Source organism: Streptomyces peucetius, assembly GCF_025854275.1.
Classification (GTDB): domain Bacteria; phylum Actinomycetota; class Actinomycetes; order Streptomycetales; family Streptomycetaceae; genus Streptomyces; species Streptomyces peucetius_A.
Genome location: NZ_CP107567.1, coordinates 5,608,214 through 5,634,205, shown reverse-complemented (window position 1 = coordinate 5,634,205; position 25,992 = coordinate 5,608,214). Strand labels below are relative to the sequence as shown.

Genomic DNA, 25,992 nt, shown 5'->3' with positions numbered 1-25,992 from the left:
CCGGAAGGGGCGCGGCCCCGGCCGGGCCGAAGACCGGGCCCGAGCCGGAAACCAAGTCCGGGGCCGAAGGCCAAGTCCGGGGCCGAAGGCCAGCCGGAAGCCAGCCGAGTCGGCCGGAGGCCGGGGCCCGCGGGGTCGACCGGGCCCAAGGCCGACGAGCGGTCCGCCGAAGCCCATGGCCGGCGGAGCCGGCAGGAGGCCAGGGCCGACCGGGACCGGATGCGGGCGGGGCACGGCGCGCTTCGCGCGCCCTGGTGGGGTCAGCGGCCCGGGCGCACCGTCAGGTCGTTGATCTCGGCGTCGCGCGGCAGGTCGAGCGCGGTGATGATCGCCGTGGCGACCGACCCGGGGTCGATCCAGCGGGAGGCGTCGTACTCCTTGCCCTCCTGCGAGTGCACCTTGGCCTGCATCGGGCCGGCGGTGCGACCCGGGTAGACGGACGTCACGCGCACCCCGTTCGCGTGCTCCTCGTGCCGCAACGAGTCGGCGAGCGCCTTGAGGCCGTGCTTGGAGGCCGCGTACGCACCCCACTCGGCGTGCGCGTTGAGCCCGGCGCCCGAGTTGACGAAGACCACGTGGCCCTGGGCGGCGCGCAGTTGCGGCAGGAACAGCCGGGTCAGCTCGGCCGGGGCGATCAGGTTCACGTCGAGCTGCTGCCGCCAGGTCCTGGGGCGCAGTTCCGCGACCGGCCCGAGGTCGACGACGCCCGCGATGTGCAGCAGCGTGTCGACGCTCTCGGGCATGGACTGGTGCCCGAGGGCCCAGGAGATCCGGTCGGGGTCCGCCAGGTCGGCGACGAGGGTGCCGGCTCCCGGGTACCGCGCCTCGAACTCCTTGGCCCGGCCCGCGTCGCGCGCCACGAGGACGAGATCGTCGCCCCGCTCGTGCAGACGGCGCGCGACGGCCGCGCCGATGCCTGATCCTGCGCCGGTGATGAGATGCGTGGTCATGCCCGACATGCTCGCACTACTGCACGCCGGCCATCTCCTCGAGGTAGGCCATCGCACCCGCGCCGTCCTCGGCGAAGAAGACCAGCTCGGTGAGCGGCAGCGGCAGGAACCCCTCGTCCTCCATCCGCTTGAACTGCTGCTTGAGACCGTCGTAGAACCCGGCGGCGTTGAGCAGGACGACCGGCTTGGTGTGGTGGCCGTGCTTCTTCAGCTCCAGGATCTCGGTCGCCTCGTCGAGCGTCCCCGTGCCACCGACCATGATCACAACGGCTTCCGACTTGGCGAGCAGCAGCGCCTTGCGCTCGGCGAGATCCTTGGCGACCACCATCTCGTCCGCGTTCCTCCGCGCCTTGGCCTGCAGGAACTCCACGGACACCCCGACCAGCCGGCCGCCGGACTCCTGCACGCCGTCCGCCACGACCTTCATGAGGCCGCTTTCGGAGCCGCCCCACACCAGCGTGTGCCCGCCCTTGCCGATCAGCTCGGCGAATTCACGTGCGGGGCGGGTGTAGCGCTCGTCGAGGTCGGCGGCCGAGAGGAAGACACAGATGTTCATGGAACCCACCGTACGGGCGCCCACCGACATCCCCCGAAATTCTTCTCCGGCTTTCTCCGCGGTGAGCGATGAGTTCCGACGACCGGCCCGGTCACTCCTCCTATGGACACCACGAGCACGGCTGTGAAGAAGGCCGGATCCGCGGACGGCACCCTCGTCGCGTACGAACAGCGGGGCGACGGCGCCCCGTTGGTCATGGTGAGCGGCGCGCTGTGCACGTCCGCGTCGGAAGCCCCGCTGGCCGAGCTGCTGGCGCCGCACTTCACCGTGTTCACGTACGACCGCAGGGGCCGCGGCGCGAGCGGCGACCGTGTGCCGTACGCGGTGGAGCGCGAGGTCGAGGACCTGGCCGCCGTCATCGCCGCGGCGGGCGGCAGCGCCGCCGTCCACGGCATGTCCTCCGGCGCGGCGCTCGCTCTGCGCGCGGCGGCCGCCGGGGTGCCGATCACCCGGCTCTCGCTCTACGAGCCCCCGTTCGAGACGGACCCGGCGGCACGGGACCGGAACACGGAGTACACCGGCCGGACGACGGCCCTGCTGGCGCGGGGCCGGCGGGGCGACGCGCTGGCCGAGTTCCTCGGCGCGGTCGGCATGCCCCCGCAGGCACTGTCCGGGCTCCGGCTGCTGCCCGTGTGGGCCGACATGGAAGCGCTCGCGCACACCTTGGCGTACGACCACGAGGTGATGGGCGACGGCCTGGTGCCGACCGGTCTCCTCGGCACGGTCTCCGTTCCGGTGCTGGTCGCCGACGGCGGCGCGAGCCCGGCGGGCATGCGGGACGCCGCCGTCGCCGTCTCCCGCGCCCTCCCCCACGGCCGCCATCGCACCCTGACGGGCCAGACCCACGAAGTGGCCCCCCACGTCCTGGCGCCGGCGCTGCTGCAGTTCTTCACGTCCTGAGCGGGCGCAAGGGCCGCCGCGAGGGCGGCGAAGGGCCGCCAGGTGCCCCAACTCCACTCCGTGCCAGGGTGATTGCCGATCATGCCGCTGATGACCCTTGTAGGGTTCCGGACATGAGCCCAGTGACCGTCAACGGTGCCGCGATCCACTACAGCGACCAGGGCCCGGCCGACGGTCCGCCCGTGGTCCTCGTCCACGGACACCCCTTCAACCGCACCCTCTGGGCGCCCCAGGCCGAGGCGCTCGGCGCCGCGGGCTACCGGGTGGTCACCCCTGACCTGCGGGGCTACGGGGAGAGCGCGGTGGTGCCGGGGAAGACCCTGCTCTCCGACTTCGCCGACGACATCGCGGGCGTCCTCGACCATCTCGGCCTGCGGCGTGCCGTGATCGGCGGCGTGTCGATGGGCGGGCAGATCGCGATGGCGTTCCAGCAGGCGTACGCACCTCGCGTGCGGGCGCTCGTGCTGAGCGACACCTCTCCGGTCGCGGAGACGGAGGAGGGCAAGGCGTTCCGCAGCGGCCTGGCCGACCGGCTGCTCGCCGAGGGGATGGACGGGTACGCGGACGAGGTGATCGACAAGATGCTCGCCCCGTACAACGTCGCCGCGATGCCCGATGTCGCCGAGCTCGTGCTGACGATGATGCGCACCACCGCCCCGGAGGGCGCGGCGGCCGCGCTGCGCGGCCGCGCCGAGCGCCCGGACTACCGTGAGACGCTCGCCGGGGTGAGGACCCCGACGCTGATCGTGGTCGGCGCGGACGACGTCTACACCCCGGTTGCCGACGCGGAGGCCATGCTCGGTCTGATGCCCCGTGCCGTGCTCGCGGTGATCGACGACGCCGGGCATCTCCCCGGCGTGGAGCAGCCCGAGCGGTTCAACGAGGCGCTGCTGAAGTTCCTCGGCACGCACGTGGCTTCGGACGACAGCGACGCCTGAGACCGGACGCCCGGTGCCGATCGCCCCGTACGGAACCGGCGGCGCCTACGCGACCGCGGTGGACCGGCGGGTCGTCGTCGCGATCGTCGCCGAGCCGACCACGCGGGTGCCGTCGTAGAGCACGATCGCCTGGCCCGGGGCCACGCCCCGCACCGGCTCGGCGAAGGCGACCCGCAGCTCGGAGCCGTCGACCAGTTCCGCCGTGACCTCGGTCTCGCCCCCGTGGGCGCGGAGCTGCGCCGTGTACGTGCCGGTGCCCGTCGGGGCGGCGCCGCACCAGCGGGGCTTGATCGCGGTCAGGGCGGTGACGTCCAGCGCCTCCGCCGGGCCGACGGTCACGGTGTTGTTCACCGGGGAGATGTCGAGGACGTAGCGCGGCTTGCCGTCGGGGGCCGGGTGGCCGATGCGCAGGCCCTTGCGCTGGCCGATGGTGAAGCCGTACGCACCGTCGTGGCTGCCGAGCCTGGCGCCGGACTCGTCGACGATGTCGCCCTCGGCCCGGCCCAGCCGCTTCGCGAGGAAGCCCTGGGTGTCGCCGTCGGCGATGAAGCAGATGTCGTGGCTGTCGGGCTTCTTGGCGACCGCCAGCCCGCGCCGCTCGGCCTCGGCCCGGATCTCGTCCTTGGTGGTCAGCGTGTCGCCGAGCGGGAACATCGCGTGCGCGAGCTGCTTGTCGTCGAGCACGCCGAGGACGTACGACTGGTCCTTGGCCATGTCGCTGGCCCGATGCAGTTCACGGGTGCCGTCGTCGTTCACCACGACGGTGGCGTAGTGGCCGGTGCACACGGCGTCGAAGCCGAGCGCGAGCGCCTTGTCCAGCAGCGCCGCGAACTTGATCTTCTCGTTGCAGCGCAGGCACGGATTGGGCGTGCGGCCCGCCTCGTACTCGGCGACGAAGTCCTCGACCACGTCCTCGCGGAAGCGTTCGGCCAGGTCCCACACGTAGAAGGGGATGCCGATGACGTCCGCTGCGCGGCGGGCGTCGCGCGAGTCCTCGATGGTGCAGCAGCCGCGCGCTCCGGTCCGGAACGACTGCGGGTTCGCGGAGAGTGCCAGGTGCACGCCGGTGACGTCGTGACCCGCCTCGGCGGCACGGGCGGCGGCGACGGCGGAGTCGACTCCGCCCGACATGGCGGCGAGAACACGGAGGGGGCGCTGGGAGGTCTCAGTCATAGCGGTACCAGGGTACGGGCCCCGGGGAACCGAACGCTCGCGCGTTTGCGTTGTCACCGGCATGGGGAGCGAGAAGAAGCACGGCAGAGGCGGCCGCGGCGTGAGCCGGCGGACCGTGCTGATCGGCACCGGCGCGGTGCTCGTGGGCGGTGGCCTGCTGGTACAGGACGAGCTGCGGCAGGCCTGGTGGCGGCTGCCGGGCATGGCCAAACCGCGCAAGGAGGGAGAGCTGGACCACGCGGGCGCGGAGTGGACGGCCGCGTCGCGGGCGAACTGGCGGCTCGCCGACCGCCCCGACGACTTCGGCATCGACATGGTGGTCATCCATGTCGTCCAGGGCAGCTATCCCTCGGCCCTGAGGGTCTTCAAGGACCCGGGCCACGGCGCCGCGACGCATTACGTGGTGCGCAAGGACGGCCATGTGGCGCAGATGATCCGCGAGCTGGACGTCGCCTTCCACGCGGGGAACCGCTCGTACAACGAGCGCAGCATCGGCATCGAGCACGAGGGCTTCGTGGACCGTCCACAGGACTTCACGGACGCGATGTACCGGTCGTCGGCGAAACTGACGGCCGGTATCTGCGTCCGCTACGGCATACCGGTCGACCGCGAACACATCATCGGTCACGTCGAGGTCCCGGGAACGGACCACACCGACCCGGGCCCGCACTGGGACTGGCCGAAGTACATGAAGCTGGTCGCGGCGGCGATGCCCGCCGCGCGGAAGGCGGCAGAGGCGGCGGAGGCAGCCGCGAGGAACTAGCTCAGGCCCGCCGTGCGGGCCCGTTCCACCGCAGGGCCGATGGCCTGGGCGACCGCTTCCACGTCGGCCTTCGTCGAGGTGTGGCCGAGGCTGAAGCGGAGGGTGCCGCGGGCGAGGTCGGGGGCGGTGCCGGTGGCGAGGAGGACATGGCTGGGCTGGGCGACGCCGGCGGTGCAGGCGGAGCCGGTGGAGCATTCGATGCCCTGGGCGTCGAGCAGCAGGAGCAGGGAGTCGCCCTCGCAGCCGGGGAAGGTGAAGTGGGCGTTGGCGGGCAGTCGGTCCGTGGGGTCACCGTGGAGGATCGCGTCGGGGACGGCGGCGCGCACGGCGCGCACAAGGTCGTCGCGCAGGCGGCCGATGTCACGGGCGAAGTCCTCGCGGTGCTCGGCGGCCAGCCGGCCGGCCACCGCGAAGGCCGCTATGGCGGGGGCGTCCAGGGTGCCGGAGCGTACGTGGCGTTCCTGGCCGCCGCCGTGCAGAACCGGAACCGGGCTGTACTCGCGGCCCAGCAGCAGGGCGCCGATGCCGTACGGGCCGCCGATCTTGTGGCCGGACACGGTCATCGCGGCGAGCCCGGACGCGGCGAAGCCGACGTCGAGCTGCCCGAAGGCCTGAACCGCGTCGGCGTGCAGCGGGACGCCGAACTCGGCCGCGACGTCGGCGAGTTCACGGACCGGCATGACCGTGCCGATCTCGTTGTTCGCCCACATGACGGTGGCGAAGGCCACGTCGTCCGGGTTCCGTTCGAGGGCCGCGCGCAGCGCCTCTGGCTGGACCCTGCCGTAGGAGTCGACGGGCAGGTACTCGATGGTCGCGCCCTCGTGCTCGCCGAGCCAGTCCACCGCGTCGAGCACGGCGTGGTGCTCGACCGGGGAGGCCAGGACTCGGGTCCGGGCAGGGTCGGCGCCGCGGCGGGCCCAGTACAGGCCCTTGACGGCGAGGTTGTCGGCCTCCGTGCCGCCCGAGGTGAAGACGACCTCGCTGGGCCTGGCGCCGAGGGCTTCCGCGAGGGTCTCGCGGGCCTCCTCGACGGTACGGCGGGCCCGGCGCCCGGCAGCGTGGAGCGAGGAGGCGTTGCCGGTGACGGCGAGCTGGGCGGTCATCGCCTCGATCGCCTCCGGCAGCATCGGAGTGGTCGCGGCGTGGTCGAGGTAAGCCATGGTGGCCCCGATTCTACGAGGCCCGGCGGGGGCACGGACGCGGCGCAGGGGTGCACGGCCACCGCGGGTGCGCGCCGGGAGCGGCTCGGACCCCCGGCCGGCGCACGGGTTGTCAGCCGCCGAGGCTCCAGACGACTGTTCCGTCGAGGGTCACGAGCACGGCGAGCACCACGAGGTCGGCGACTCCGAGGGTCAGGCCCAGCAGGGCGCGGCCACGGCGCGCGGTGCCGCGCCGCAGGGCGAGGGCCGCGAGCACGACGGCGGCCGGGCCGAGTGCGATGTTCATCACGAGCAGTCCGACGAGGCCGAGCACGAACGCGGCGACGGCCATCCCGTCGGCGTCCTCGCGGCGTTCCGCGGCGGGGCCCTTCGCGGTCACGGTGCCGGCCGTGGCGGCGGTCCGGTCGTCGCCGCGGGGCTGCGGACGTACGAGTTCGGCGATGCGCATGACGTCTCTCCTTCCGGTGGCGGTACGAGGACTGTGCGGGCGTACGAGGATGTGCGGGCGGTTCAGTCGCGGCGGGCACGGCCGCGCTCGCGCACGGCGAAGACGAGCAGCCAGCAGCCGATGACGGAGGCGGCCACCAGCGAGACGGACGCGGGGAGGTGGACCACGGCGCCCAGCATGATTCCCATCAGAAGGAGTGCTGCTACGAGGGCGAACATCGTCATCCTTTCGGCGACTTCTCGGTGAACAGTTGTCGGTACGAGTGTTCACTGACTGGCGAGTCTACTCTTCCCTTCTTCGGAGAACGGTTGTTTACTCGATGCCATGAGTCACACGGTGGGCGTCCGGCGGGCCCAGAAGCAGAGGACCCGCCAGGCCCTGCTCGACGCGGCACTGCGGCTGTTGGAGGAGCAGAGCCTGAGCAGCCTGGGACTGCGTGAGGTCACCCGGGCCGTGGGCGTCGCCCCGACGGCGTTCTACCGGCACTTCCGGGACATGGCCGATCTCGGAGTGGCGCTGGTGGACGAGACGCTCGGCAGTCTGCACGTACCGATCGGCGAGGCGCTCCACGCGGACGACGACGAGCAGCGCATCGAGCACGCGGTCGCGTTGATCGCCGGCCTGGTCCGCACCTCTCCGCTCCATGTCCGCTTCGTCGCCCGCGAGCGGCACGGCGGTGTGGCCCCGGTCCGCGCGGCGATTGCCGAGCAGCTGCGGCGGTTCACCGACGAGGTGGCGCAGTTCTGCGCGGACGAGCCGGAGTCGGCCGGCTGGACGGAGGAGGATCTGCGGATGCTGGCCGCCGTGTACGTCGACCACATGATGGCGGCGGGATACGCCTTTCTGGAGGCGGGCCCCGAGGGCGAGGGACGGGTGGCCGACACGACGCGTCGTCAGCTGCGGCTGATCAGTCTGGGCCGCCGTCACTGGCTGGACTGACCGCCGGACGGCGGCCGGAGGCGCGGGCCGCACGCGGCGGTGCGGCGCCGGCGCGGCTGCCGCGGTACAGGTCCACGACGGCGGCGGCCGCAGCAGCGAGGGTCTCGCGCGCCTCTGCCGGTTCCAGCACCTCGACGCTCTCGCCGAACGCGAGCAGGCTCCGCACCGCTCCGGGAGCCGGCAGCACCAGCGGTACCCGCGACCAGCCGTCGCCGCACGCCATGGGCGCGCCCGCCACCTGCGCGGCCTGGATGCGCAGGAACAGGTCCAGGCGCTCCTCCTGCACCAGCACGGTGACCCGCGTCCCGGCCGGTCGTTCCTCGACCTGGCGGCGCAGCACCTCCCACACGTCGGCCAGTTCGCACCCCGGCCGGCGTCGCACCGGCTCCTCGGTCACGCGCGCGGAGCCCACCCGATCGACGCGGTACAGCCGCGGCGCGGCCCGGTGGTCGGCCACCAGGTACCAGACCCCCGCCTTCACGACGAGGCCGTACGGGTCGACGGTGTACCTGCGGAGCCGGGTCGTGCCGCTGTGCCGGTAGCGCAGCACCAGGCGGCGGTCGGCGAAGACGGCCGAGCTGAGCGTGTCCAGCTCGGCCGCCGCCCCGGGGGCCACCATCCAGCGGTCCGGGTCGACGAGAATGCGGCGGCTCGTCAACTCGGCGGCGGGCCGGTGCGGTTCGGGGAGCGCCGCCATCACCTTGCGCAGCGCGGAACTCAGCGCCTCGTCGAGCCCGAGGGCGCGGTGGGCCCCCTGCGCGGCGAGGACGAACAGCGCCCGGGACTCGTCGGCCGTCAGCCCGGTGACGTCGGTGCGGTAGCCGGGCAGCAGAGCGATGCCGCCGTTCCGGCCGCGCTCGGCGTACACCGGGACACCGGCGGACGACAGCGCCTCGACGTCCCGGTAGACGGTGCGCACGGAGACCTCGAGCCGCTCGGCGAGCTCGGAGGCCGGGACGAGGCCGCGGGTCTGCAGGAGCAGCAGGATCGACAGCAGCCGGTCGGACTTCACGGGCCCTCCGGAAACATGACGGAAGGTGTCAGGTTATCCGGGCATCGTGCTGTCCGTCACCGCAGCACGGACCGAAGGAACCGGACATGACGAACGACCCTCGCCCCCTGTACGCCCGCACCGCCGCCCAGTTCACGGAACTGCTGCGGACCGTCGGCCCCGGGGATCTCGCTCTCTCCACACCGTGCGAGGAGTACGACGTACGGCAGCTGATCTCTCATCTCGTGGGCGTCACCCGCCGCTTCGCGGTGGTCGGAGAGGGCGGCGACGGCATGGCCGTGCCGATCCGGACGGACGGCGTGGCGGACGACGGCTGGAGCGCCGCCTTCGAGGAGGTGCTGCGGCAGGCCGCCGCGGCCTGGGCGGACGACGCGAAACTCGCCGGCGAGTACACGGTGCCGTGGGGCCGCGTACCGGGCGCGGCGGTGGTCGGGGGATATGTCATCGAGACCCTGGCCCACACCTGGGACCTGTCCCGGGCGCTCGGACACCGGATGCCGCTCGACGAGGAACTGGCCCTCGCCGTCCTGCCGCTGGCCCGGCAGGCACTGCCCGCGGACCGCCGCGGCGAGCAGGTGCCGTTCGCCGCCGTGCGCGAGGCCCCGGCGGACGCCGATGCCTACGACCGGCTGGCGTCGTGGCTCGGCCGCGAGGTGTGAAGGTGTGAGCGCCCGGCCCCTGGTGCGCCATGACGTGGGGCGGCCGCGGGACTCTCCGCGCATGGCGGGTGCCCCTCGCCGACGGACCCGCCGCCCCTGCGGACGGGCCCGCGCGGCGGCGAGCACGGCGCGGCCCGGGGTCTCACCCGGCGAGAGCGGCGCAGCCCCCGGGTGTCGCACGGCGAGAGCGCGGCCCCGAGGCGTCAGACCCGGTGAGCGCTGCGCGCCTGCGGCGCCGGGGCCGGTGAGCACTGGCCGCCCCCGGAGACGTCGGCCGACCCCGCGCCCCGGGGGCGGGGCGTGTCAGCCCCTGGGGGTTTTGGCCAGCTGACGGGACTGGGCGACGAGGCGGTCCGCGGAGTCCCAGACGTCCGCGTCCTCCTCCAGGAAGCCGCCCGCCAGGTTCCGCGTCGTGATCGAGACGCGCAGCGGTCCCGGTGCCGGGCGGCAGCGGATGTGGGTGGTCAGTTCGACGGTCGGGGTCCAGCCGGTGAGGCCCAGTTCGAACGAGGTCGGCGGCAGCGCGTCCACCGTCAGCAGCAGCGACAGCGGGTCGGCGTCACGCCCGTCGGCCAGCCCGAACCACCCGCGCATCTCGCCCTTGCCCGACGGTGCGCCGACCGCCCAGCCGACCGTCGCCGGGTCCAGCTTGATGTCCAGCCGCTCGGTGATCGCCGAGCTGCCCGGGATCGGCGCCGGCCCGTCGGCCGGACCGAGGCAGTGCTCGATCGGCGGGATCGCCGGCGGCTTGGCGGTGGTGCGGACGTCGTCCGGGAGGCTGTCCAGGTCGCCGTACGTCGCGAGCACACGGATGCGCTCGACCTCGGTCCCGTCCTCCGCGTACTGGAAGAGGGACGCCTGCCCGGTGGAGAGGGTGCGCCCGGTGCGTATCGTCTCCGTGCGGATCACCGCGGGGCCCGACTGGGAGGCCGTGAGGTAGTGCGCCGACACCGAGAACGGGTCGGGGTGCGGCAGCGCGTCGCCGAGCGCCCGGCCCAGGAGTGCCAGCAGATAGCCGCCGTTGACGGCGTGGATGATCGTCCAGCCCGCCGAGAGCTCCGCGTCGTAGACGCCCGGCTCTCGCAGGGTGACCGCCGTGTCGCGGTCGAACTCGCTGTTGCCGACGGTCGCCCGAATCACTGCTTCTGCCATGGCGGTACCGTACAACAAGCAACTACTAAGCGGTAGCTTTGTGCTCGTCCTCACTCGCCTCGGAGCGCCGGTTCCACGCTCGCGGCGCGCGCCAGTGGTAGCGCATGGCCAGCAGCCGCAGCAGGAACGCGGTCACGGCGGCGAGTCCGCTCGTGAAGGGGTTCAGGACGTCGAACCGGATGCACAGCACGACCATCGTCGCGCCCACCATCGCGGGCACCGCGTACAGATCGCGGTCCCAGCGCAGCAGCGACGGCACCTCGTTGGCGAGCACGTCGCGCAGTACGCCGCCGCCGACGGCTGTGGCGAGACCCAGGGTCGCCGACGCGGTGAGCCCGAGGCCGTACTCGTACGCCTTGGTGGCGCCCGACACGCAGAACAGGCCGAGGCCGGCCGCGTCGAAGACGTTGACGGCGACCTGGATCCGCTCGACGTGCGGATGCAGGAAGAACACCAGTCCGGTGGCCACCAGCGGGGTGACGAAGTAGCCGAGGTCGGTGAAGGCGGCGGGCGGTACGGCCCCGATGATCAGGTCACGCAGCAGACCGCCGCCGAGCGCCGTGACCTCGGCGAGGACCGCCATGCCGAAGACGTCGAAGTTCTTCCGCACGGCGAGCAGCGCCCCCGAGATCGCGAAGACGAAGATCCCGACGAGCTCGAGCGCGTGCTGGACGGAGGGCGTGAACAGTTCTTGGAGCACCGGACAGTTCTACAACGCCCGGTGCTCCAAGCTCCGCGGCAGTCCGTCAGGCGGTCGTGCTCGACTCCTTGACGGAGGCGTCCGACTGCGGAGCGTCGTCGCCGTCCGCTGCCGGCCCGTCGGCCTCGGCCTCGGCGTTGTCCTCGGTCGAAGCGGTGGCCTGAGCGGTCTCCTCGGCCGTGCCCTCGTCGGAAGCGGCGGCCGCGTCCGAGTCACCGCCGTCGCCGTCGGGCTCCTCGTCGGTGTCCGCGTCACCGGCCACCGCCGCCGACGCGTCCTTGCCGGACGCCTGCGCCGGCACCTCGGCCTTCGGCTCGTCGGGGCCTTCCGCCGCGACCTCCTCGGTCCGCGTGACGGCCTCGATGCCCGTCTCCCGCGTCATCCCGATCGTTCCGGCCTCGATCTCGGCCGCGAAGTGGCAGGCCACCTTGTGCCCGTCGCCGACGTCCGTCAGTACGGGGCGTTCGACGGCGCACTTGTCCTGCGCCCAGGGGCACCGCGTGTGGAAGCGGCAGCCGGTGGGCGGGTTCGCCGGGGAGGGCAGGTCGCCCTGGAGCAGGATCCGCTCGCGCCGGTCCTCGACCTCCGGGTCGGGCACCGGCACCGCCGACATGAGCGCCTTGGTGTACGGGTGCTTCGGCCCCGCGTACAGCGCGTCGCTCGGCGCCTCCTCCACCAGAGAGCCCAGATACATGACGCCGATGACGTCCGAGATGTGGCGGACGACGGCGAGGTCATGGGCGATGACGAGGTACGTCAGTCCCAGCGACTCCTGGAGCTCCTCCAGCAGGTTGATCACCTGCGCCTGAACCGACACGTCCAGCGCGGAGACCGGCTCGTCGCAGATGATCACGTCGGGCTCGAGGACCAGCGCGCGGGCGATGCCGATGCGCTGACGCTGACCGCCGGAGAACTCGTGCGGGTAGCGGGAGAGCGCGTTGGTGGGGAGGCCGACCTTGGCGAGGATCGCCTTGATCTTCTCCCGGCGCTCGTCCTGGTCCTTGCCGATCCCGTGCGCGGCCATGCCCTCGCTGAGGATGGACTCGATGTTCTGCCGCGGGTTGAGGCTGCCGAGCGGGTCCTGGAAGACCATCTGCAGACGCCGGCGGTACCGGCGCATCTCCTCCTCCGGCAGCTTCGCCAGGTCGGTGCCGTCGAAGACGACCTCGCCGTCGGTGATGTCGACCAGCCGCAGCACGCCGCGGCCGAGCGTCGTCTTGCCGCAGCCCGACTCGCCCACCAGCCCGTAGGTCTGACCGGCCTCGACCTTGAGCGACACGCCGTCGACCGCGTAGACGTGGCCGACCGTGCGGTCGAAGATGATGCCCTTCCTGACCGGGAAGTGGACCTTGACGTCGTCGAGTTCGAGCAGACTCATGCCGAGACCTCCGCCTTGGACTTGGGAAGGACCGGGTTGACGCACCGGACCTGGTGTCCGGCCGCGCGTGGTTCGGTCAGTTCGGGTGTGCCGGTCAGGCACTCCATCGTGTACCGGTCGCAGCGGGGCGCGAAGGCGCAGCCGTCGGCCCAGGCGATCCGGTCGTTGATGGATCCGCGGATGGGGCTGAGCGGTTCGCCGCGCGGCGCGTCGAGCCTCGGGATGGAGCCGAGCAGTCCGTGCGCGTACGGGTGGGTGGGGTGGGCGAACAGATCGCGGCGGCCCGCGGACTCCACGGCCCGGCCCGCGTACAGGACGTTGACCTGGTCGCAGAGGCCGGCCACGACACCGAGGTCGTGGGTGATCATCAGGAGGGCGGTGCCCTCCTGGTCGACCAGTTCCTTGAGGAGTTCGAGGATCTGCGCCTGGATGGTCACGTCCAGCGCGGTCGTCGGCTCGTCGGCGATGAGCAGCCGGGGTGCGCAGGCGACCGCCATGGCGATGAGCGCACGCTGGCGCATACCGCCGGACAGCTGGTGCGGGTACTCCTTGAGCCGCCGGTCCGGGTCGGGGATGCCGACCCGGTCCAGCAGGTGGGCGGCCTCCTTGCGGGCGACCTCCCCCTTGAGGCCGCGGTGGCGCTCGAGGATCTCGGTGACCTGGACGCCGATGGGGATGACCGGGTTCAGCGAGGACAGCGGGTCCTGGAAGATCATCGCCAGCTGGCTGCCGCGCATGTCCCGCAGCTTGCGCGCGTTCATGCTCAGCAGGTCCTGGCCGTCGTAGACGGCCCGTCCGCCGATCCTCACGCCCTTGGCGGGCAGCAGCCCCATCAGGGCGAGCGAGGTCACGGACTTGCCGCAGCCGGACTCTCCGACGAGGCCCACGACCTGGCCCTGGTCGACGTCGAAGGAGACACCGTCGACCGCGGTCGAGTCCTTGCGGCCCTTGGCGGTGAAGGTGACGCTGAGTTCTTCAACAGAGAGCAGTGCCATGGGACTTCAGCCTCGCAGCTTCGGGTCGAGGGCTTCGCGCATGGCCTCGCCGAGCAGGGTGAAGCCGAGAGCGGTGATGATGATGCCGATCGCGGGGTAGGCCGCCATCATGGGCTCGTTGTCGAAGAACCGTTCGGCCTGGGCGAGCATGACGCCCCACTCGGGGATCGACGGATCGGGATTGCCGAGGCCCAGGTAGGACAGCGCCGCCGCCTCGATGATCGCGGTGGCGAGGGAGAGCGTCGCCTGGACGATCACCGGGCTGAGGGAGTTCGGCAGGATCTGCGTGAAGACGATCCGCTTCTTCCGGATGCCGAGCGCCTTGGCCGCGAGCACGTAGTCGGAGCCGCCCTGCACCAGCATCGAACCGCGCAGCAGCCGCGCGAAGATCGGGATCTGGACGACACCGACGGCGATCATCACGGTTGTCAGGGACTGGCCCATCACCGCGGCGATCGAGACGGCCAGCAACAGCGACGGCAGCGACAGCATGATGTCGGTGAAGCGCATGACCAGGGTGTCGATGCGCTGCCCCGTCCTGCCGCCGAGGGTCGCGGCCGCCCCGGAGAGAACGCCGACGCTCGCGCCGACGATCAGACCGATGAGCATCGACACCACACCGACCAGCAGCGTCTGCCGGGCGCCGACCAGGATCCGGGAGAACATGTCGCGGCCCAAGTGGTCGAGGCCGAACCAGTTCCCGTCGCGTGCGCCGACGAACTCGCCCCTATTGACGAAAACCTCGCCTCGCCACGTCTGGGCGGACGGGCTGAACGGGGCGATCCACGGGCCGACGATCGCAAGGAGCACGAACAGCGCGATGATGACGCCGCCGATGATCGCCATCTTGCTGGCCCGCAGCCGTCGCATGGCCTCACGCCACAGGCTCGCGCCGCTGGTGACCTCCGACGTGTGCATCAACTCGGCGAGCCGATCGATCTTGTCGGCCTTCTTCGTCATGGTCGTCACGTCAGTGCACCCGCACTCTCGGGTCGATGATGCTGTACGCGAGGTCGACGAGCAGGTTGATGAGGACGTACACCATCGCGATGAAGAGGATGAACCCGACGAGCACCGGGTAGTCACGGGCATCGATCGAGGTGCGGATGAAGTTGCCGATGCCGTTGAAGGAGAAGACCGACTCGGTCAGCACCGCGCCCGACAGCAGGCTTCCGGTCAACAGACCGACGGCGGTGATCACGGGAAGCAGCGCGTTGCGCAGCACATGGCGGCCACGAACGACCTTCTTCTCGAGTCCCTTCGACTCGGCGGTGCGGACATAGTCCTCGCCGAGAACCTCCAGGACGCTGGCCCGGGTCATCCGGACGATGACGGCAAGCGGGATGGAGGCAAGCGCGACCGCAGGCAGGATCAGATGGTGCAGCGCGTCCACGGCCGCGTCGAACTCACCGGTCAACAGGCCGTCCAAGACGGCGAACCCGGTGACGGTGGTGGCGTCCATCCCGTCGTCGAGCCGTCCGTACGTCGGGAACATCCCCAGCTTGATGGAGAAAATGCTCTTGAGGATCAGGGCGAGGAAGAACACCGGGATGCAGATCCCGATCAGCGATCCCGAGACCGCGGCGACATCCGTCCAGCCGCCCCTGCGCCTGGCCGCGAGGTAGCCGAGTGGGATCCCGACAACGATGGCAATCAGGATCGCGACGATGCTCAGTTCCACCGTGGCCGGGAACCGCGTCGTGAATTCGTCCCACACCGGCTGACCGGTCTGGACGGACGTGCCGAGGTCCAGTTCGCAAACGCGCTTGATGAAGCGCCAGTACTGGACGTAGACGGGTTGGTCGAGCCCCAGCGCCCGGTTGATGCGCGCCACTTCGGCTTCGGTCGCCCGCTCGCCCAGGATCGCTGAGGCGGGTCCGCCGGGCAGCCGGTTCAGCCACAGGAACAGCAGAACCGACAGGCCGAGCAGGGTGGGTATGAGCTGTAGCAGTCTTCGTACGACGAGTCGCAGCACCCCGCATGCCCCTTTCTTACGTGCGTCGATGCGGGTCCGCCCGGCCACCGAGGTTCTGTGGCCGGGCGGACCCGCTGGGGTTTCGATTACTTGAAGGAGACCTCGGCGAAGTTCTCCTGCGTCAGCGGGGAGACCTTCGGCGGGTTCACGTTCTTGGCGAACGCGATGGCCGGCGGCGAGGACGAGATCGGGAGACCGGGCAGGTACTCCATGATCGTCTCGTTGGCCTTCTTGTAGGCCTCCACCCGGTCACTCGGGTTGGCGATCTTCGACGCGGCGTTCACGGCGTCGAAGACCTTCTTCTCATCGAAGCCCCACTGCTTGTCCTTCTTCGCGAACCAGGTCCCGATGAAGTTGTAGCCGTCGTTGAAGTCACCGGTCCAGCCGAGCATGTGCAGGGCGCAGGAGCCGGTCTCGGTGGCGTCCAGGTAGTCCGGAGCCCACTTCATGGCCTTGGGCGTAACGGTGACGCCGGCCTTCTCCAGGTCGGCCTTCATGCGCTCGAACATGTCCTGCGGAGCGGGCATGTAGGGGCGGGTGACCTCGGTCGGGTAGCAGAACTCGATCTTGAGCTTCTCCTCACCCGCCTGCTTGAGGAGCGCCTTGGCCTTGGCGGTGTCGAACGGGTAGGTCTTCACCTTGTCCGAGAAACCGGCGACCGTGTGCGGCATGAACTGGGTCGCGACCTTGCCGCCCTCGGGCAGCTGCGTCTTGACGATGCCCTCGCGGTCGATGGCGTGGGCGATGGCCTGGCGGACCTCGGGCTTCTTCAGCGCCGGGTTCGCGGTCTGCGTCATACCGACGTAGAAGAGGTTGAAGACGTCACGGGTCGGGACCTCGAAGCCATCGTTCTCGAGCGTCTTCACATCGGCGGGGGCGACCAGGTCGTAGCCGTCGATGTCACCTGCCTGCAGCGCCTGACGGCGGCCGGACTCGGTGTCGATCGTACGGAAGATCAGGTTCTTGACCTTGGCCTTCTCACCCCAGTAGTCGTCGAAGCGCTCCAGGGTGACTTCCTTGTTGCCCTTGTTCCACTCCACGATCTTGTACGGGCCGGTACCGGCGACCGTGCCGGCCTCCTGGCTGTACTTCGGGTACGTGATCGCGTCGCCCTTGGCGGTCGCGTCCTGCTTCTCGTACTCCTTGATGGCCTTCGGCGAGTGGATCGCCAGCGCCTGGAGGGAGAAGCCGCCGGGCAGGTTCGCCGAGGGCTCGTTGACCTCGATGACCGCGGTGTGCTCGTCCTTCGCCGTGCAGGACTTGTAGTTCGCCGGCGGCGCCTCCGGTGCTTCGTTCTCGGCGAAGCCACCCATGATCTTGCGCCAGTAGTAGGAGACCGCGTCCAGCTGGTAGGTGCCCTTCCAGTTGAACCAGTGGTCGTAGTTCGCGCAGACCGCCGCGGCGTTGAACGCCTCTCCGTCGTGGAACTTCACACCCTTGCGCAGGTTGAACGTCCAGACAGTGCCTCCGGGGTTGCTCGACCACTTCTCGGCGAGACCGCCGACGAGCTCACTGCCCCCTGGCTCGTGCTCGAGAAGCGCCTCGAAGGCCTGACGGGTGACCCGGAAGGTCTCACCGTCGCTTGCGAGGGCGGGGTCGAGAGAACCGGGGTCGCCGGCGCCGGCGAACACGAAGGTGTCCTTGTCGCCCCCCTTGTCCCCTTCGCCCCGCTCGCTGGCGCAGCCGGTGGCGATCAGGCCGACGGCCACCGCCGCCGTGATCGCCCGGACAGCTCCGGACTTGAATATTCGCATGGGTCCACCCCAGGGTTCCGCCGTGTGGAGAGGTATTGACGGCCGAACACTACAGACGGGAGACACCCGGGAGAACAGTCCGGATAACGGTGATACCTACTCGAGACCCGGACACTCAACAAACCGGGCAGATACGGGACATCCTTGCCTGGCAAGTTAACACCCTTGACATCGGCCGGAGTTCCCTCCCGCTGTCCGCCGCGACGTCGCAGCTCAGCCGGTGTGCGGCGGCGGGTAGCCGTAGCCACCGCCGGCGGCCGGGGCCCCGGCGTGGGCGTCGCGGTCGTAGAAGGGACGTGCGTTGACCCGCATCCACATGGTGACCGGGTCGTACTCGTCGGACATGGCCACCGTCGACACGGGCAGGCCGTCCGGGACCGCGGCGACGGACTGCTGCATCATCACGCGCACCGCCTCGACCGACTGCGGGGCGGTGTCGTACAGGTCGAGGCCGATCGCCAGGTACGCGGGCCCGATCGACGGCTGCACCCAGGCGCGCCGCAGCGACCGGACGGCAGGCGTGCGGTGCGCGTTCTGCGTCAGCAGGGCGTAGAACTGCGGGATCTCGATCGCGGGCTCGGTCAGCCGCAGCGGCCCGGCGGGCATCCGGTCGAGGCCCGTGGCGATACGGCGCAGATCCAGCCACGGGATGCCGACGCCGCCGCCGGGCGCGTGCGGGTTGAGCCAGATCCCCCAGCGGTCCGGATAGAGGGCGCGGGCGACGTCGCGGCCGCTGGTGACCTCGTGCCCGCGGTTCCAGCCGGAGACGGCGAGTTCCTGGGCGGAGGTGACGCACGGCGCGTAGCAGACGCCGTCGACCTCCATGTTTCCGTACTGGGCGTCGGGCGAGCCGGGCTGCCCGTGCCACAGCAGCATCCAGATCCGGCCGGCCGAGGGATCGGCGAGGGCATGCAGCAGCGCCTCGTACGCGTCGTAGCGGCCCGGAGTCACCTGGCGCAGCATGTGCTCGACCTGCCCGGCCGCCGCGGTGCCTGACGCACTCACCCTGTTCCGCCCCTCTTCGGTCCCACCGTTTCGCCCACCGTTCGCCCACCGTCCACGCAGCGAATCGCGCGCCGATCCGCACGGCCGCTGTCAGGCTGGTCAGGCCATCAAACCAGCTTAATCGGCCGCGCCGGCAAAGACTTGACCACTATGCGTGCTGTCGCTCGTAGAACGGTCGCACCCGCTCCAGCATCCAGTCACCCACCGGGTCCTGCGCAACGTCGAGAAGCACCAGGTTGACGGGCCACGGGAGCGGGACCCGGCCCAGGGCCCTGCCCAGGGCGTCCATGGGGGCGTTGCGGTCGGCGCCCTCCCACGACGACAGCTGGACGCCGATGAACAGCGTCGGCGCGTCGCCCTCGACGGAGGCGAGCGTGCGGCGGGCGGTCGTGACGACGCCGGTGCTCTCGAACTCGCCCGCGGCGGCGGCGAGGAAATCGACCGGCTCCTCCTGCCAGTCCGGCTCGAAGAGCCGGACCCGGCCACCGGAGGCGACGCTGTCGAGCGGAGTCCGCCCGGCACGGCACAGTTCGGCGACAGCGGGCGGAGGCAGCGGCACGCCGACGGCACCGCCCGGGTTGACGGCGACGCCGAGCTGCGGCGGCAGACCGCGGGCGAAGTCCCTGGCGGGGGCGACGGTGAACGACATGTGCCCGCCGACGCACTGGAGGAACTGCTGCTCGGAACTGAAGACGGGCACGAAGGCGGCGCCGTCGATCTCCATGGTGGGGAGATCGAGGCTGCGGCTGTCCGGGCCGCCGCCGTTCGGGAGCGGTATCCATACCTGGCTGCGCCCGAGCACCTCGACGAGGCGGCCTCCGGCCGCGGGGTTGCCGAGGGAGGCGGCGAGCACCTCTTCGAGCTCGTTGGCCGGCCAGGCGGGGGGCGGTATGTCCATGCGCGCGATCGTCCTTCGTACGTGCGTACGTGCTGTGCTGCCCCTGCCCGGTCGCGCGGGGCATGCCCGCCCCGACCTTAGCGCCGCGGGCGACCGCGTGTGGGGCGGGCGGGCCGCTGCGCGGAGCCGTTCCCCTCCCCGCCCCTTCCCGAACCGGGGGCTCCGCCACCGTGTCCCCGCGCCTCTCCCCCTACGGCCTGGCGGACGTGGGAGAGCGAGGCTGGAACTTGCCGGCCCCGTCGTGGCTCCGCCCGAACCCCGCGCCTCAAACGCCGGCGGGGCTGGAGTTGCCGCCGCAGCTGGTTTGCCGCGCGGCGGCATTTCCTGCCCGGCCGGCGCTTGGGGCCACCGCGCGAAGCGCGGTACACCACCCGCAGGGCGGCACCGGGGTCCGGGGCGGAGCCCCGGTTTCGGGAAGGGGCGGCGAGGGGGCAAGCACCGCGCAGCGGCCCCCTCCGCCACGCCCCCACCGTCACCCGAAGCCCAGCCGCCCCAGCGCCCCCGCCGCCTCGCGGTCCAGCAGGACCGCCGACGCGCAGCCCCACGGCAGCCGCCCCGCCTCCGCGTCCGCGACCAGGCGGGACACGGCCCGGCGGTGGCGGGCGAAGGCGTAGCCGGAGACGCCACGCCCGCGCTCGCGCTGGCCCGCTCGCGCGACCTCGGGGGTCACGTCGAGCAGCACCAGGTGCAGGGACGTGCCGCGCCGCCGCGTCTCGCGGGCGAGCCAGCGCCGGACCCATGCCTGTGTGCCGCAGTCGTGCACGACGACGCTCTGGCCCGAGCGCAGCGCGCGCCGCAGCCCGGTGTAGTGGGCCAGCCGCACGAGCGGGCGGTAGACGGCGTACGGCAGGAGGCGCGGGGCACGGGCGTCCCACCGGTCACGGGTGTCCTGCGAGTCGATGCCGAGGCCCTGCGCCGCGCGCCGCATCAGCGTGGACTTGCCGCTGCCGGGGAGGCCGGAGACCACCACCACGTCGCCCGCGCCGAAGACCAGGCTGTGCGGGCTGCGCCCGGCGCGCTCACGCAGGTCGCGCAGAACCGGGACGAGGGACGGCGGCGCCGTCTCCGCCGGTGCCGGGGCGGCCTGCATGGCGGGCGGTGCGGGCACCCCCGTGGTCGTGGCGTATGCACCGGTCGGCTGCAACGTCATGCCTCCCCCTTCGGGTCATCCCACACCCTTGCCCATGAAGTGTAAAGAAGTGGTAATGCGGCTCAAGTGATTTCAGGGCGGCCTCTCGCTCCACTCTTCCCCGATGCGTGCAATGATGTGCGCGCCAACTCCATACCGGCCGCTTGAATCCGCGCGGGAGAGTCCCTGCCACCTGTGTGGCGGGCGCCGAAGGAGCAAGTTCCTCCCTTGAATCTCTCAGGCCCCGTACCGCGCGCGATGAGGCAGATCTGAAAAGCGAGCCGTCTCGAGCCGGCTCCACCCAAGGTGCAAGTCACGACTACCCGTACGCGTGGTCGGGGCGAACCTCTCAGGTTCCGATGACAGATGGGGAGGATTGTCCTCGACCCATGCCCTGGGAGCCATATCCATGACCACCCCCCCTCGTCTCACAGCACTCGACGCCCTGCACAGGTCGCTGGGCGCCACCATGACCGACTTCGCCGGCTGGGACATGCCCCTGCGGTACGGCAGTGAGCGTGACGAGCACAACGCGGTCCGCACCAAGGCCGGTCTCTTCGACCTCTCCCACATGGGTGAGATCACCGTCACCGGCCCGCAGGCCGTCGACCTGCTGAACTACGCCCTGGTCGGCAACATCGGCACCGTGGGCCCCGGCCGCGCCCGCTACACGATGATCTGCCGGGCCGACGGCGGCATCCTCGACGACCTGATCGTGTACCGGCTCCAGGAGCAGGAGTACATGGTCGTCGCCAACGCCGGCAACGCCCAGATCGTGCTGGACGCCCTCACCGAGCGCGCCCAGGGCTTCGACGCAGAAGTCCGCGACGACCGTGACGCGTACGCGCTCATCGCCGTCCAGGGCCCCGAGTCCCCCGGCATCCTGAAGTCCCTCACCGACGCCGATCTGGACGGCCTGAAGTACTACGCGGGCCTGCCCGGCACGGTCGCGGGCGTCCCGGCGCTGATCGCCCGTACCGGCTACACCGGTGAGGACGGCTTCGAGCTGTTCGTCGAGCCGCAGCACGCCGAGAAGCTCTGGCTGGCGCTGACCGAGGCGGGCGCGCCGGCCGGTCTGATCCCCTGCGGTCTCTCCTGCCGCGACACGCTGCGCCTGGAGGCCGGCATGCCGCTGTACGGGCACGAGCTGACCACCGGACTCACCCCGTTCGACGCCGGCCTCGGCCGGGTCGTGAAGTTCGAGAAGGAGGGCGACTTCGTGGGCCGCGAGGCGCTCGCCGCAGCCGCCGAGCGCGCGGAGACCGCGCCCCCGCGCAAGCTGGTCGGCCTGATCGCCGAGGGCCGCCGCGTGCCGCGCGCCGGGATGCAGGTCGTCGCCGGCGGCCAGGTCGTCGGCGAGGTCACCTCGGGAGCGCCGAGCCCGACCCTTGGCAAGCCGATCGCGATGGCCTACGTCGACGCCGCCCACGCCGCGCCCGGCACCGAAGGTGTCGGCGTCGACATCCGCGGCACCCACGAGCCGTACGAGGTCGTGGCGCTGCCGTTCTACAAGCGCCAGAAGTGATCCTGCGGTGCGGGACGTGATCGTCCGCACCCTCCTCCCGTTCACCAGCACTCCCCCGCGTACAGGAGAATTCACGTCATGAGCAACCCCCAGCAGCTGCGCTACAGCAAGGAGCACGAGTGGCTGTCGACCGCCGAGGACGGCGTGTCGACGGTCGGCATCACGGAGCACGCGGCCAACGCGCTCGGCGACGTGGTGTACGTCCAGCTCCCCGAGGTCGGTGACACGGTGACCGCGGGCGAGACCTGCGGCGAGCTGGAGTCCACCAAGTCGGTCAGCGATCTGTACTCCCCCGTCTCCGGTGAGGTCACCGAGGCCAACGAGGACGTCGTCAACGACCCGTCGCTGGTGAACTCCGCCCCGTTCGAGGGCGGCTGGCTGTTCAAGGTACGTGTCAGCGAGGAGCCGAAGGACCTGCTCTCCGCGGACGAGTACACCGAATTCGCCGGCTGACCGAGCGCTGACCAAGACCTTAGGGACCGAGTGATGTCGCTTCTCAACACCCCTCTCCATGAGCTGGACCCGGATGTCGCCGCCGCTGTCGACGCCGAGCTCCACCGTCAGCAGTCCACCCTCGAGATGATCGCCTCGGAGAACTTCGCTCCGGTCGCGGTCATGGAGGCCCAGGGCTCCGTCCTCACCAACAAGTACGCCGAGGGCTACCCGGGCCGCCGCTACTACGGCGGCTGTGAGCACGTCGACGTGGTCGAGCAGATCGCGATCGACCGCATCAAGGCGCTGTTCGGCGCCGAGCACGCCAATGTGCAGCCCCACTCGGGCGCCCAGGCGAACGCGGCCGCGATGTTCGCGCTGCTGAAGCCGGGCGACACGATCATGGGCCTGAACCTGGCCCACGGCGGTCACCTGACCCACGGCATGAAGATCAACTTCTCCGGCAAGCTCTACAACGTGGTCGCGTACCACGTCGACGACGCCACCGGCCAGGTCGACATGGCAGAGGTCGAGCGGCTCGCCAAGGAGTCCAAGCCGAAGCTGATCGTCGCCGGCTGGTCCGCGTACCCGCGTCAGCTGGACTTCGCGGCCTTCCGCCGGATCGCCGACGAGGTCGGCGCATACCTGATGGTCGACATGGCCCACTTCGCAGGCCTGGTCGCCGCGGGTCTGCACCCCAACCCGGTGCCGCACGCCCACGTCGTCACCACCACCACGCACAAGACCCTCGGCGGTCCGCGCGGCGGCGTGATCCTGTCCACGGCCGAGCTCGCGAAGAAGATCAACTCCGCGGTCTTCCCAGGCCAGCAGGGCGGCCCGCTGGAGCACGTCATCGCGGCGAAGGCGGTCTCCTTCAAGGTCGCCGCGTCCGAGGACTTCAAGGAGCGCCAGCAGCGCACGCTGGACGGCGCCCGCATCCTCGCCGAGCGCCTGGTCCAGGCCGACGTCACCGAGCACGGCGTCTCCGTCCTGTCCGGCGGCACGGATGTGCACCTGGTCCTGGTGGACCTGCGCAACTCCGAGCTGGACGGCCAGCAGGCCGAGGACCGTCTCCACGAGGTCGGCATCACGGTCAACCGAAACGCCATCCCGAACGACCCGCGGCCGCCGATGGTCACCTCGGGTCTGCGGATCGGCACGCCGGCGCTCGCCACCCGCGGCTTCCAGGAGGCGGACTTCCGCGAGGTCGCGGACATCATCGCCGAGGCGCTGAAGCCGTCGTACGACGTGACGGCGCTGCGCGCCCGGGTGACGGCCCTGGCCGAGAAGCACCCGCTCTACCCCGGTCTGTGACGGATCTCCCGTAACAGCCCGGAGCAAAACAAAAGGGGCACCGCGCACACTGGAACCGTGAGCGCGGTGCCCCGCACCACGTCAGCACCACGCACCCACGCAATGCCTCTGCACCACCCGGCAGACAACGGCGTCTACCACCCCACAAGGAGTTTCCCGTGGCCCTCTCGGTCTTCGACCTGTTCTCGATCGGCATCGGCCCGTCCAGCTCCCACACGGTGGGCCCGATGCGCGCCGCCCGGATGTTCGCCCGGCGCCTGAAGAACGAGGGCCTGCTCGCCCACACCACCTCGATACGCGCCGAGCTTTACGGCTCCCTGGGCGCGACCGGCCACGGCCACGGCACGCCGAAGGCCGTCCTGCTGGGTCTGGAGGGCAATTCCCCCCGCACCGTCGACGTCGAGACCGCCGACGAGCAGGTCGAGCGGATCAGGACGGCCAAGCGGATCAATCTGCTCGGCGCCCACGAGATCGGCTTCGACTTCGACGAGGACCTGGTCCTGCACCGCCGCAAGGCCCTGCCGTACCACGCCAACGGCATGACGGTCACCGCCCGCGACGCCGAGGGCGCCACGCTGCTGGAGAAGTCGTACTACTCCGTCGGCGGCGGCTTCGTCGTCGACGAGGACGCGGTGGCGGGCGACAACCCGATCATCCCGGACGACACGGTCCTCAAGCACCCCTTCCGCACCGGTGACGAGCTCCTGCGCCTCACCAAGGAGACCGGTCTGTCGATCTCGGCGCTGATGCTGGAGAACGAGAAGGCCTGGCGCACCGAGGACGAGATCCGCGAGGGCCTGCTGGAGATCTGGCGGGTCATGCAGGCGTGCGTCTCGCGCGGCATGTCCCGCGAGGGCATCCTTCCCGGCGGCCTCAAGGTCCGCCGCCGCGCCGCGACCACGGCGCGCAAGCTGCGCTCCGAGGGCGACCCGCAGGCGCTGGCCATGGAGTGGATCACGCTCTACGCTATGGCCGTCAACGAGGAGAACGCCGCCGGCGGCCGGGTCGTCACCGCCCCCACCAACGGCGCCGCGGGCATCATCCCGGCGGTCCTGCACTACTACATGAACTTCGTGCCGGGCGCCGACGAGGAGGGCATCGTCGACTTCCTGCTCGCCGCGGGCGCGATCGGCATGCTCTTCAAGGAGAACGCCTCCATCTCCGGCGCCGAGGTCGGCTGCCAGGGCGAGGTCGGCTCCGCCTGTTCGATGGCCGCGGGCGCGCTCGCCGAGGTCCTCGGCGGCTCGCCCGAGCAGGTCGAGAACGCCGCGGAGATCGGCATGGAGCACAACCTGGGCCTCACCTGCGACCCGGTCGGCGGCCTGGTCCAGATCCCGTGCATCGAGCGCAACGGCATGGCGGCGGTCAAGGCCGTCACCGCGGCCCGGATGGCGATGCGCGGCGACGGCAGCCACAAGGTGTCGCTGGACAAGGTCATCAAGACGATGAAGGACACGGGCGCGGACATGTCGGTGAAGTACAAGGAGACGGCGCGGGGCGGGCTCGCGGTCAACATCATCGAGTGCTGAGCGTGGCAGCCGGGCACTGAAGGATGGCGGCTGAGACCCGTCCGCCTGACGGGTCGAAAGCGATGCTGTCCGCGGCTACGGACCTGCTGTATCTGACCGGCTACATGGCCGTGGACGAAGGACTGCACGGGCCTGGCACAGCACTACTACGACAAGGCCCTGAAACTGGCGGGCGCGGTCGAGAACCACCTGACATGCTGCACCACGCCGCGGCATGAGCGTCCAAGCAGTCGACCTCCACCAAGGGGCCAAGGCCATGGAGCCGGCCAACGCCGCTGCCTCCCCGAACGCCGGACCCCCGGATGTGGGCATGCCTCGCCGGCCACCAAGCACACGCCGTTGCGCAGACCGGCGACCGCGCAGGCGTACTGCGGTACATCCGCGAGGCGGAGGAGCCATGGATCGCGCCGAGTCACGCGGCAAGGCGTTCGGCTCGTACGATCCTGCGGCATTCAACTACCCCATCAGCCAGGTCCGCTATGAACTCGTGGATGTTTCCGGTGCCATCAAAGCCATGCAGGAGTCGGACGAGGTGCGCTACAGCGTCTACCAGCGCGCCCGTGTACGGCACCGCGCCACTCTGGCTGAGCGCCCACTGGAGACCGACCACCTGTAAGCGGCCTGCGCCCATGGCACCAGTCCGCAATCCATGGATGAGACACCGAGCCGCAGTCGTTGAGACTCCCGCAAGGGGCCTTGGTCAAAGGT

At 71.0% G+C, this 25,992-nt stretch carries 26 protein-coding genes, 1 pseudogene and 1 riboswitch; of the genes and pseudogenes, 10 read left to right on the top strand and 17 right to left on the bottom strand.

What is annotated here, in order from left to right; all coding sequences use genetic code 11:
• Positions 1 to 260: 260 nt before the first annotated feature.
• A complete protein-coding gene (locus OGH68_RS25935; RefSeq protein ID WP_264247383.1) occupies positions 261 to 950 on the bottom strand; it encodes an SDR family oxidoreductase in 690 nt (229 codons plus the stop codon).
• A 16-nt stretch (positions 951 to 966) separates the two neighbouring features.
• Complete coding sequence (locus tag OGH68_RS25930; protein ID WP_264247382.1) at positions 967 to 1,506, bottom strand: TIGR00730 family Rossman fold protein; 540 nt, start codon at positions 1,504 to 1,506, stop codon at positions 967 to 969.
• Positions 1,507 to 1,608: 102 nt separating this feature from the next.
• Here OGH68_RS25930 and OGH68_RS25925 point away from each other — a divergent pair, with 102 nt between their 5' ends.
• Complete coding sequence (locus OGH68_RS25925; RefSeq protein WP_264247381.1) at positions 1,609 to 2,406, top strand: alpha/beta fold hydrolase; 798 nt, start codon at positions 1,609 to 1,611, stop codon at positions 2,404 to 2,406.
• A 113-nt stretch (positions 2,407 to 2,519) separates the two neighbouring features.
• Positions 2,520 to 3,344, top strand: coding sequence for an alpha/beta fold hydrolase (locus OGH68_RS25920; protein ID WP_264247380.1), 825 nt, complete (start codon positions 2,520 to 2,522; stop codon positions 3,342 to 3,344).
• Positions 3,345 to 3,389: 45 nt separating this feature from the next.
• Here OGH68_RS25920 and mnmA read toward each other — a convergent pair whose 3' ends face one another.
• Complete coding sequence (gene mnmA, locus OGH68_RS25915; RefSeq protein ID WP_264247379.1) at positions 3,390 to 4,517, bottom strand: tRNA 2-thiouridine(34) synthase MnmA; 1,128 nt, start codon at positions 4,515 to 4,517, stop codon at positions 3,390 to 3,392.
• A 61-nt stretch (positions 4,518 to 4,578) separates the two neighbouring features.
• On the opposite strand from mnmA, the gene OGH68_RS25910 reads away from it, so the two are divergent.
• The gene (locus tag OGH68_RS25910; protein WP_264247378.1) at positions 4,579 to 5,280 is read left to right on the top strand and encodes an N-acetylmuramoyl-L-alanine amidase; all 702 of its coding nucleotides are present in this window, start codon (positions 4,579 to 4,581) and stop codon (positions 5,278 to 5,280) included.
• Here the strand turns inward: OGH68_RS25910 and OGH68_RS25905 are convergent.
• The 3 genes from OGH68_RS25905 to OGH68_RS25895 form a co-directional block, all read right to left on the bottom strand.
• Positions 5,277 to 6,440 (bottom strand): cysteine desulfurase family protein, encoded by a 1,164-nt coding sequence (locus OGH68_RS25905; protein WP_264247377.1) that lies wholly within the window; start codon positions 6,438 to 6,440, stop codon positions 5,277 to 5,279. The genes OGH68_RS25910 and OGH68_RS25905 overlap by 4 nt on opposite strands.
• A gap of 112 nt (positions 6,441 to 6,552) precedes the next feature.
• A complete protein-coding gene (locus tag OGH68_RS25900; RefSeq protein ID WP_264247376.1) occupies positions 6,553 to 6,888 on the bottom strand; it encodes a hypothetical protein in 336 nt (111 codons plus the stop codon).
• A 62-nt stretch (positions 6,889 to 6,950) separates the two neighbouring features.
• Positions 6,951 to 7,112 (bottom strand): hypothetical protein, encoded by a 162-nt coding sequence (locus OGH68_RS25895; protein WP_264250466.1) that lies wholly within the window; start codon positions 7,110 to 7,112, stop codon positions 6,951 to 6,953.
• A 100-nt stretch (positions 7,113 to 7,212) separates the two neighbouring features.
• Here OGH68_RS25895 and OGH68_RS25890 point away from each other — a divergent pair, with 100 nt between their 5' ends.
• Positions 7,213 to 7,827 carry a TetR family transcriptional regulator gene (locus OGH68_RS25890; protein WP_264247375.1) on the top strand — a complete coding sequence of 205 codons (615 nt, stop codon included), beginning with the start codon at positions 7,213 to 7,215 and terminating at the stop codon, positions 7,825 to 7,827.
• Here OGH68_RS25890 and OGH68_RS25885 read toward each other — a convergent pair.
• The gene (locus OGH68_RS25885) at positions 7,796 to 8,839 is read right to left on the bottom strand and encodes a helix-turn-helix transcriptional regulator (RefSeq protein WP_264247374.1); all 1,044 of its coding nucleotides are present in this window, start codon (positions 8,837 to 8,839) and stop codon (positions 7,796 to 7,798) included. The genes OGH68_RS25890 and OGH68_RS25885 overlap by 32 nt on opposite strands.
• A gap of 86 nt (positions 8,840 to 8,925) precedes the next feature.
• On the opposite strand from OGH68_RS25885, the gene OGH68_RS25880 reads away from it, so the two are divergent.
• Positions 8,926 to 9,498 (top strand): TIGR03086 family metal-binding protein, encoded by a 573-nt coding sequence (locus OGH68_RS25880; RefSeq protein ID WP_264247373.1) that lies wholly within the window; start codon positions 8,926 to 8,928, stop codon positions 9,496 to 9,498.
• A 303-nt stretch (positions 9,499 to 9,801) separates the two neighbouring features.
• On the opposite strand, the gene OGH68_RS25875 is transcribed toward OGH68_RS25880, so the two are convergent.
• The 10 genes from OGH68_RS25875 to OGH68_RS25830 form a co-directional block, all read right to left on the bottom strand.
• Positions 9,802 to 10,650, bottom strand: coding sequence for a thioesterase family protein (locus tag OGH68_RS25875; protein WP_264247372.1), 849 nt, complete (start codon positions 10,648 to 10,650; stop codon positions 9,802 to 9,804).
• Between the two features lie 25 nt (positions 10,651 to 10,675).
• Complete coding sequence (locus OGH68_RS25870; RefSeq protein WP_264247371.1) at positions 10,676 to 11,350, bottom strand: trimeric intracellular cation channel family protein; 675 nt, start codon at positions 11,348 to 11,350, stop codon at positions 10,676 to 10,678.
• A 46-nt stretch (positions 11,351 to 11,396) separates the two neighbouring features.
• Positions 11,397 to 12,728 (bottom strand): oligopeptide/dipeptide ABC transporter ATP-binding protein, encoded by a 1,332-nt coding sequence (locus OGH68_RS25865; RefSeq protein WP_264247370.1) that lies wholly within the window; start codon positions 12,726 to 12,728, stop codon positions 11,397 to 11,399.
• Positions 12,725 to 13,723 (bottom strand): ABC transporter ATP-binding protein, encoded by a 999-nt coding sequence (locus OGH68_RS25860; protein WP_264247369.1) that lies wholly within the window; start codon positions 13,721 to 13,723, stop codon positions 12,725 to 12,727. Before OGH68_RS25860 ends, OGH68_RS25865 begins: the two co-directional genes overlap by 4 nt.
• Positions 13,724 to 13,729: 6 nt before the next feature.
• Positions 13,730 to 14,683 carry an ABC transporter permease gene (locus OGH68_RS25855; protein WP_264250297.1) on the bottom strand — a complete coding sequence of 318 codons (954 nt, stop codon included), beginning with the start codon at positions 14,681 to 14,683 and terminating at the stop codon, positions 13,730 to 13,732.
• A gap of 10 nt (positions 14,684 to 14,693) precedes the next feature.
• Positions 14,694 to 15,698: an ABC transporter permease gene (locus tag OGH68_RS25850; protein WP_264247368.1), complete on the bottom strand. Its 1,005-nt coding sequence runs from the start codon at positions 15,696 to 15,698 to the stop codon at positions 14,694 to 14,696.
• Between the two features lie 86 nt (positions 15,699 to 15,784).
• On the bottom strand, positions 15,785 to 17,452 hold the full coding sequence (locus OGH68_RS25845; protein ID WP_264247367.1) for an ABC transporter substrate-binding protein: 1,668 nt from the start codon (positions 17,450 to 17,452) through the stop codon (positions 15,785 to 15,787).
• Positions 17,453 to 17,665: 213 nt separating this feature from the next.
• Positions 17,666 to 18,457: an enhanced serine sensitivity protein SseB C-terminal domain-containing protein gene (locus OGH68_RS25840; protein ID WP_264247365.1), complete on the bottom strand. Its 792-nt coding sequence runs from the start codon at positions 18,455 to 18,457 to the stop codon at positions 17,666 to 17,668.
• Between the two features lie 148 nt (positions 18,458 to 18,605).
• A complete protein-coding gene (locus tag OGH68_RS25835) occupies positions 18,606 to 19,355 on the bottom strand; it encodes an enhanced serine sensitivity protein SseB (protein ID WP_264247364.1) in 750 nt (249 codons plus the stop codon).
• A gap of 472 nt (positions 19,356 to 19,827) precedes the next feature.
• Positions 19,828 to 20,505, bottom strand: a complete 678-nt coding sequence (locus OGH68_RS25830) for an AAA family ATPase (RefSeq protein WP_264247363.1) — start codon at positions 20,503 to 20,505, stop codon at positions 19,828 to 19,830.
• Between the two features lie 144 nt (positions 20,506 to 20,649).
• A riboswitch (glycine riboswitch) is annotated at positions 20,650 to 20,746 on the top strand.
• Between the two features lie 147 nt (positions 20,747 to 20,893).
• On the opposite strand from OGH68_RS25830, the gene gcvT reads away from it, so the two are divergent.
• The 5 genes and pseudogenes from gcvT to OGH68_RS25805 form a co-directional block, all read left to right on the top strand.
• The gene (gene gcvT, locus OGH68_RS25825; RefSeq protein WP_264247362.1) at positions 20,894 to 22,009 is read left to right on the top strand and encodes a glycine cleavage system aminomethyltransferase GcvT; all 1,116 of its coding nucleotides are present in this window, start codon (positions 20,894 to 20,896) and stop codon (positions 22,007 to 22,009) included.
• A gap of 78 nt (positions 22,010 to 22,087) precedes the next feature.
• Complete coding sequence (gene gcvH, locus OGH68_RS25820) at positions 22,088 to 22,462, top strand: glycine cleavage system protein GcvH (protein ID WP_264247360.1); 375 nt, start codon at positions 22,088 to 22,090, stop codon at positions 22,460 to 22,462.
• Between the two features lie 33 nt (positions 22,463 to 22,495).
• Positions 22,496 to 23,755: a serine hydroxymethyltransferase gene (gene glyA, locus OGH68_RS25815; RefSeq protein WP_264247359.1), complete on the top strand. Its 1,260-nt coding sequence runs from the start codon at positions 22,496 to 22,498 to the stop codon at positions 23,753 to 23,755.
• 158 nt (positions 23,756 to 23,913) lie between these two features.
• On the top strand, positions 23,914 to 25,284 hold the full coding sequence (locus tag OGH68_RS25810) for an L-serine ammonia-lyase (RefSeq protein WP_264247358.1): 1,371 nt from the start codon (positions 23,914 to 23,916) through the stop codon (positions 25,282 to 25,284).
• Between the two features lie 41 nt (positions 25,285 to 25,325).
• Positions 25,326 to 25,897, top strand: a pseudogene (locus tag OGH68_RS25805) (transcriptional regulator); the annotation flags it as partial.
• Positions 25,898 to 25,992 lie beyond the last annotated feature (95 nt).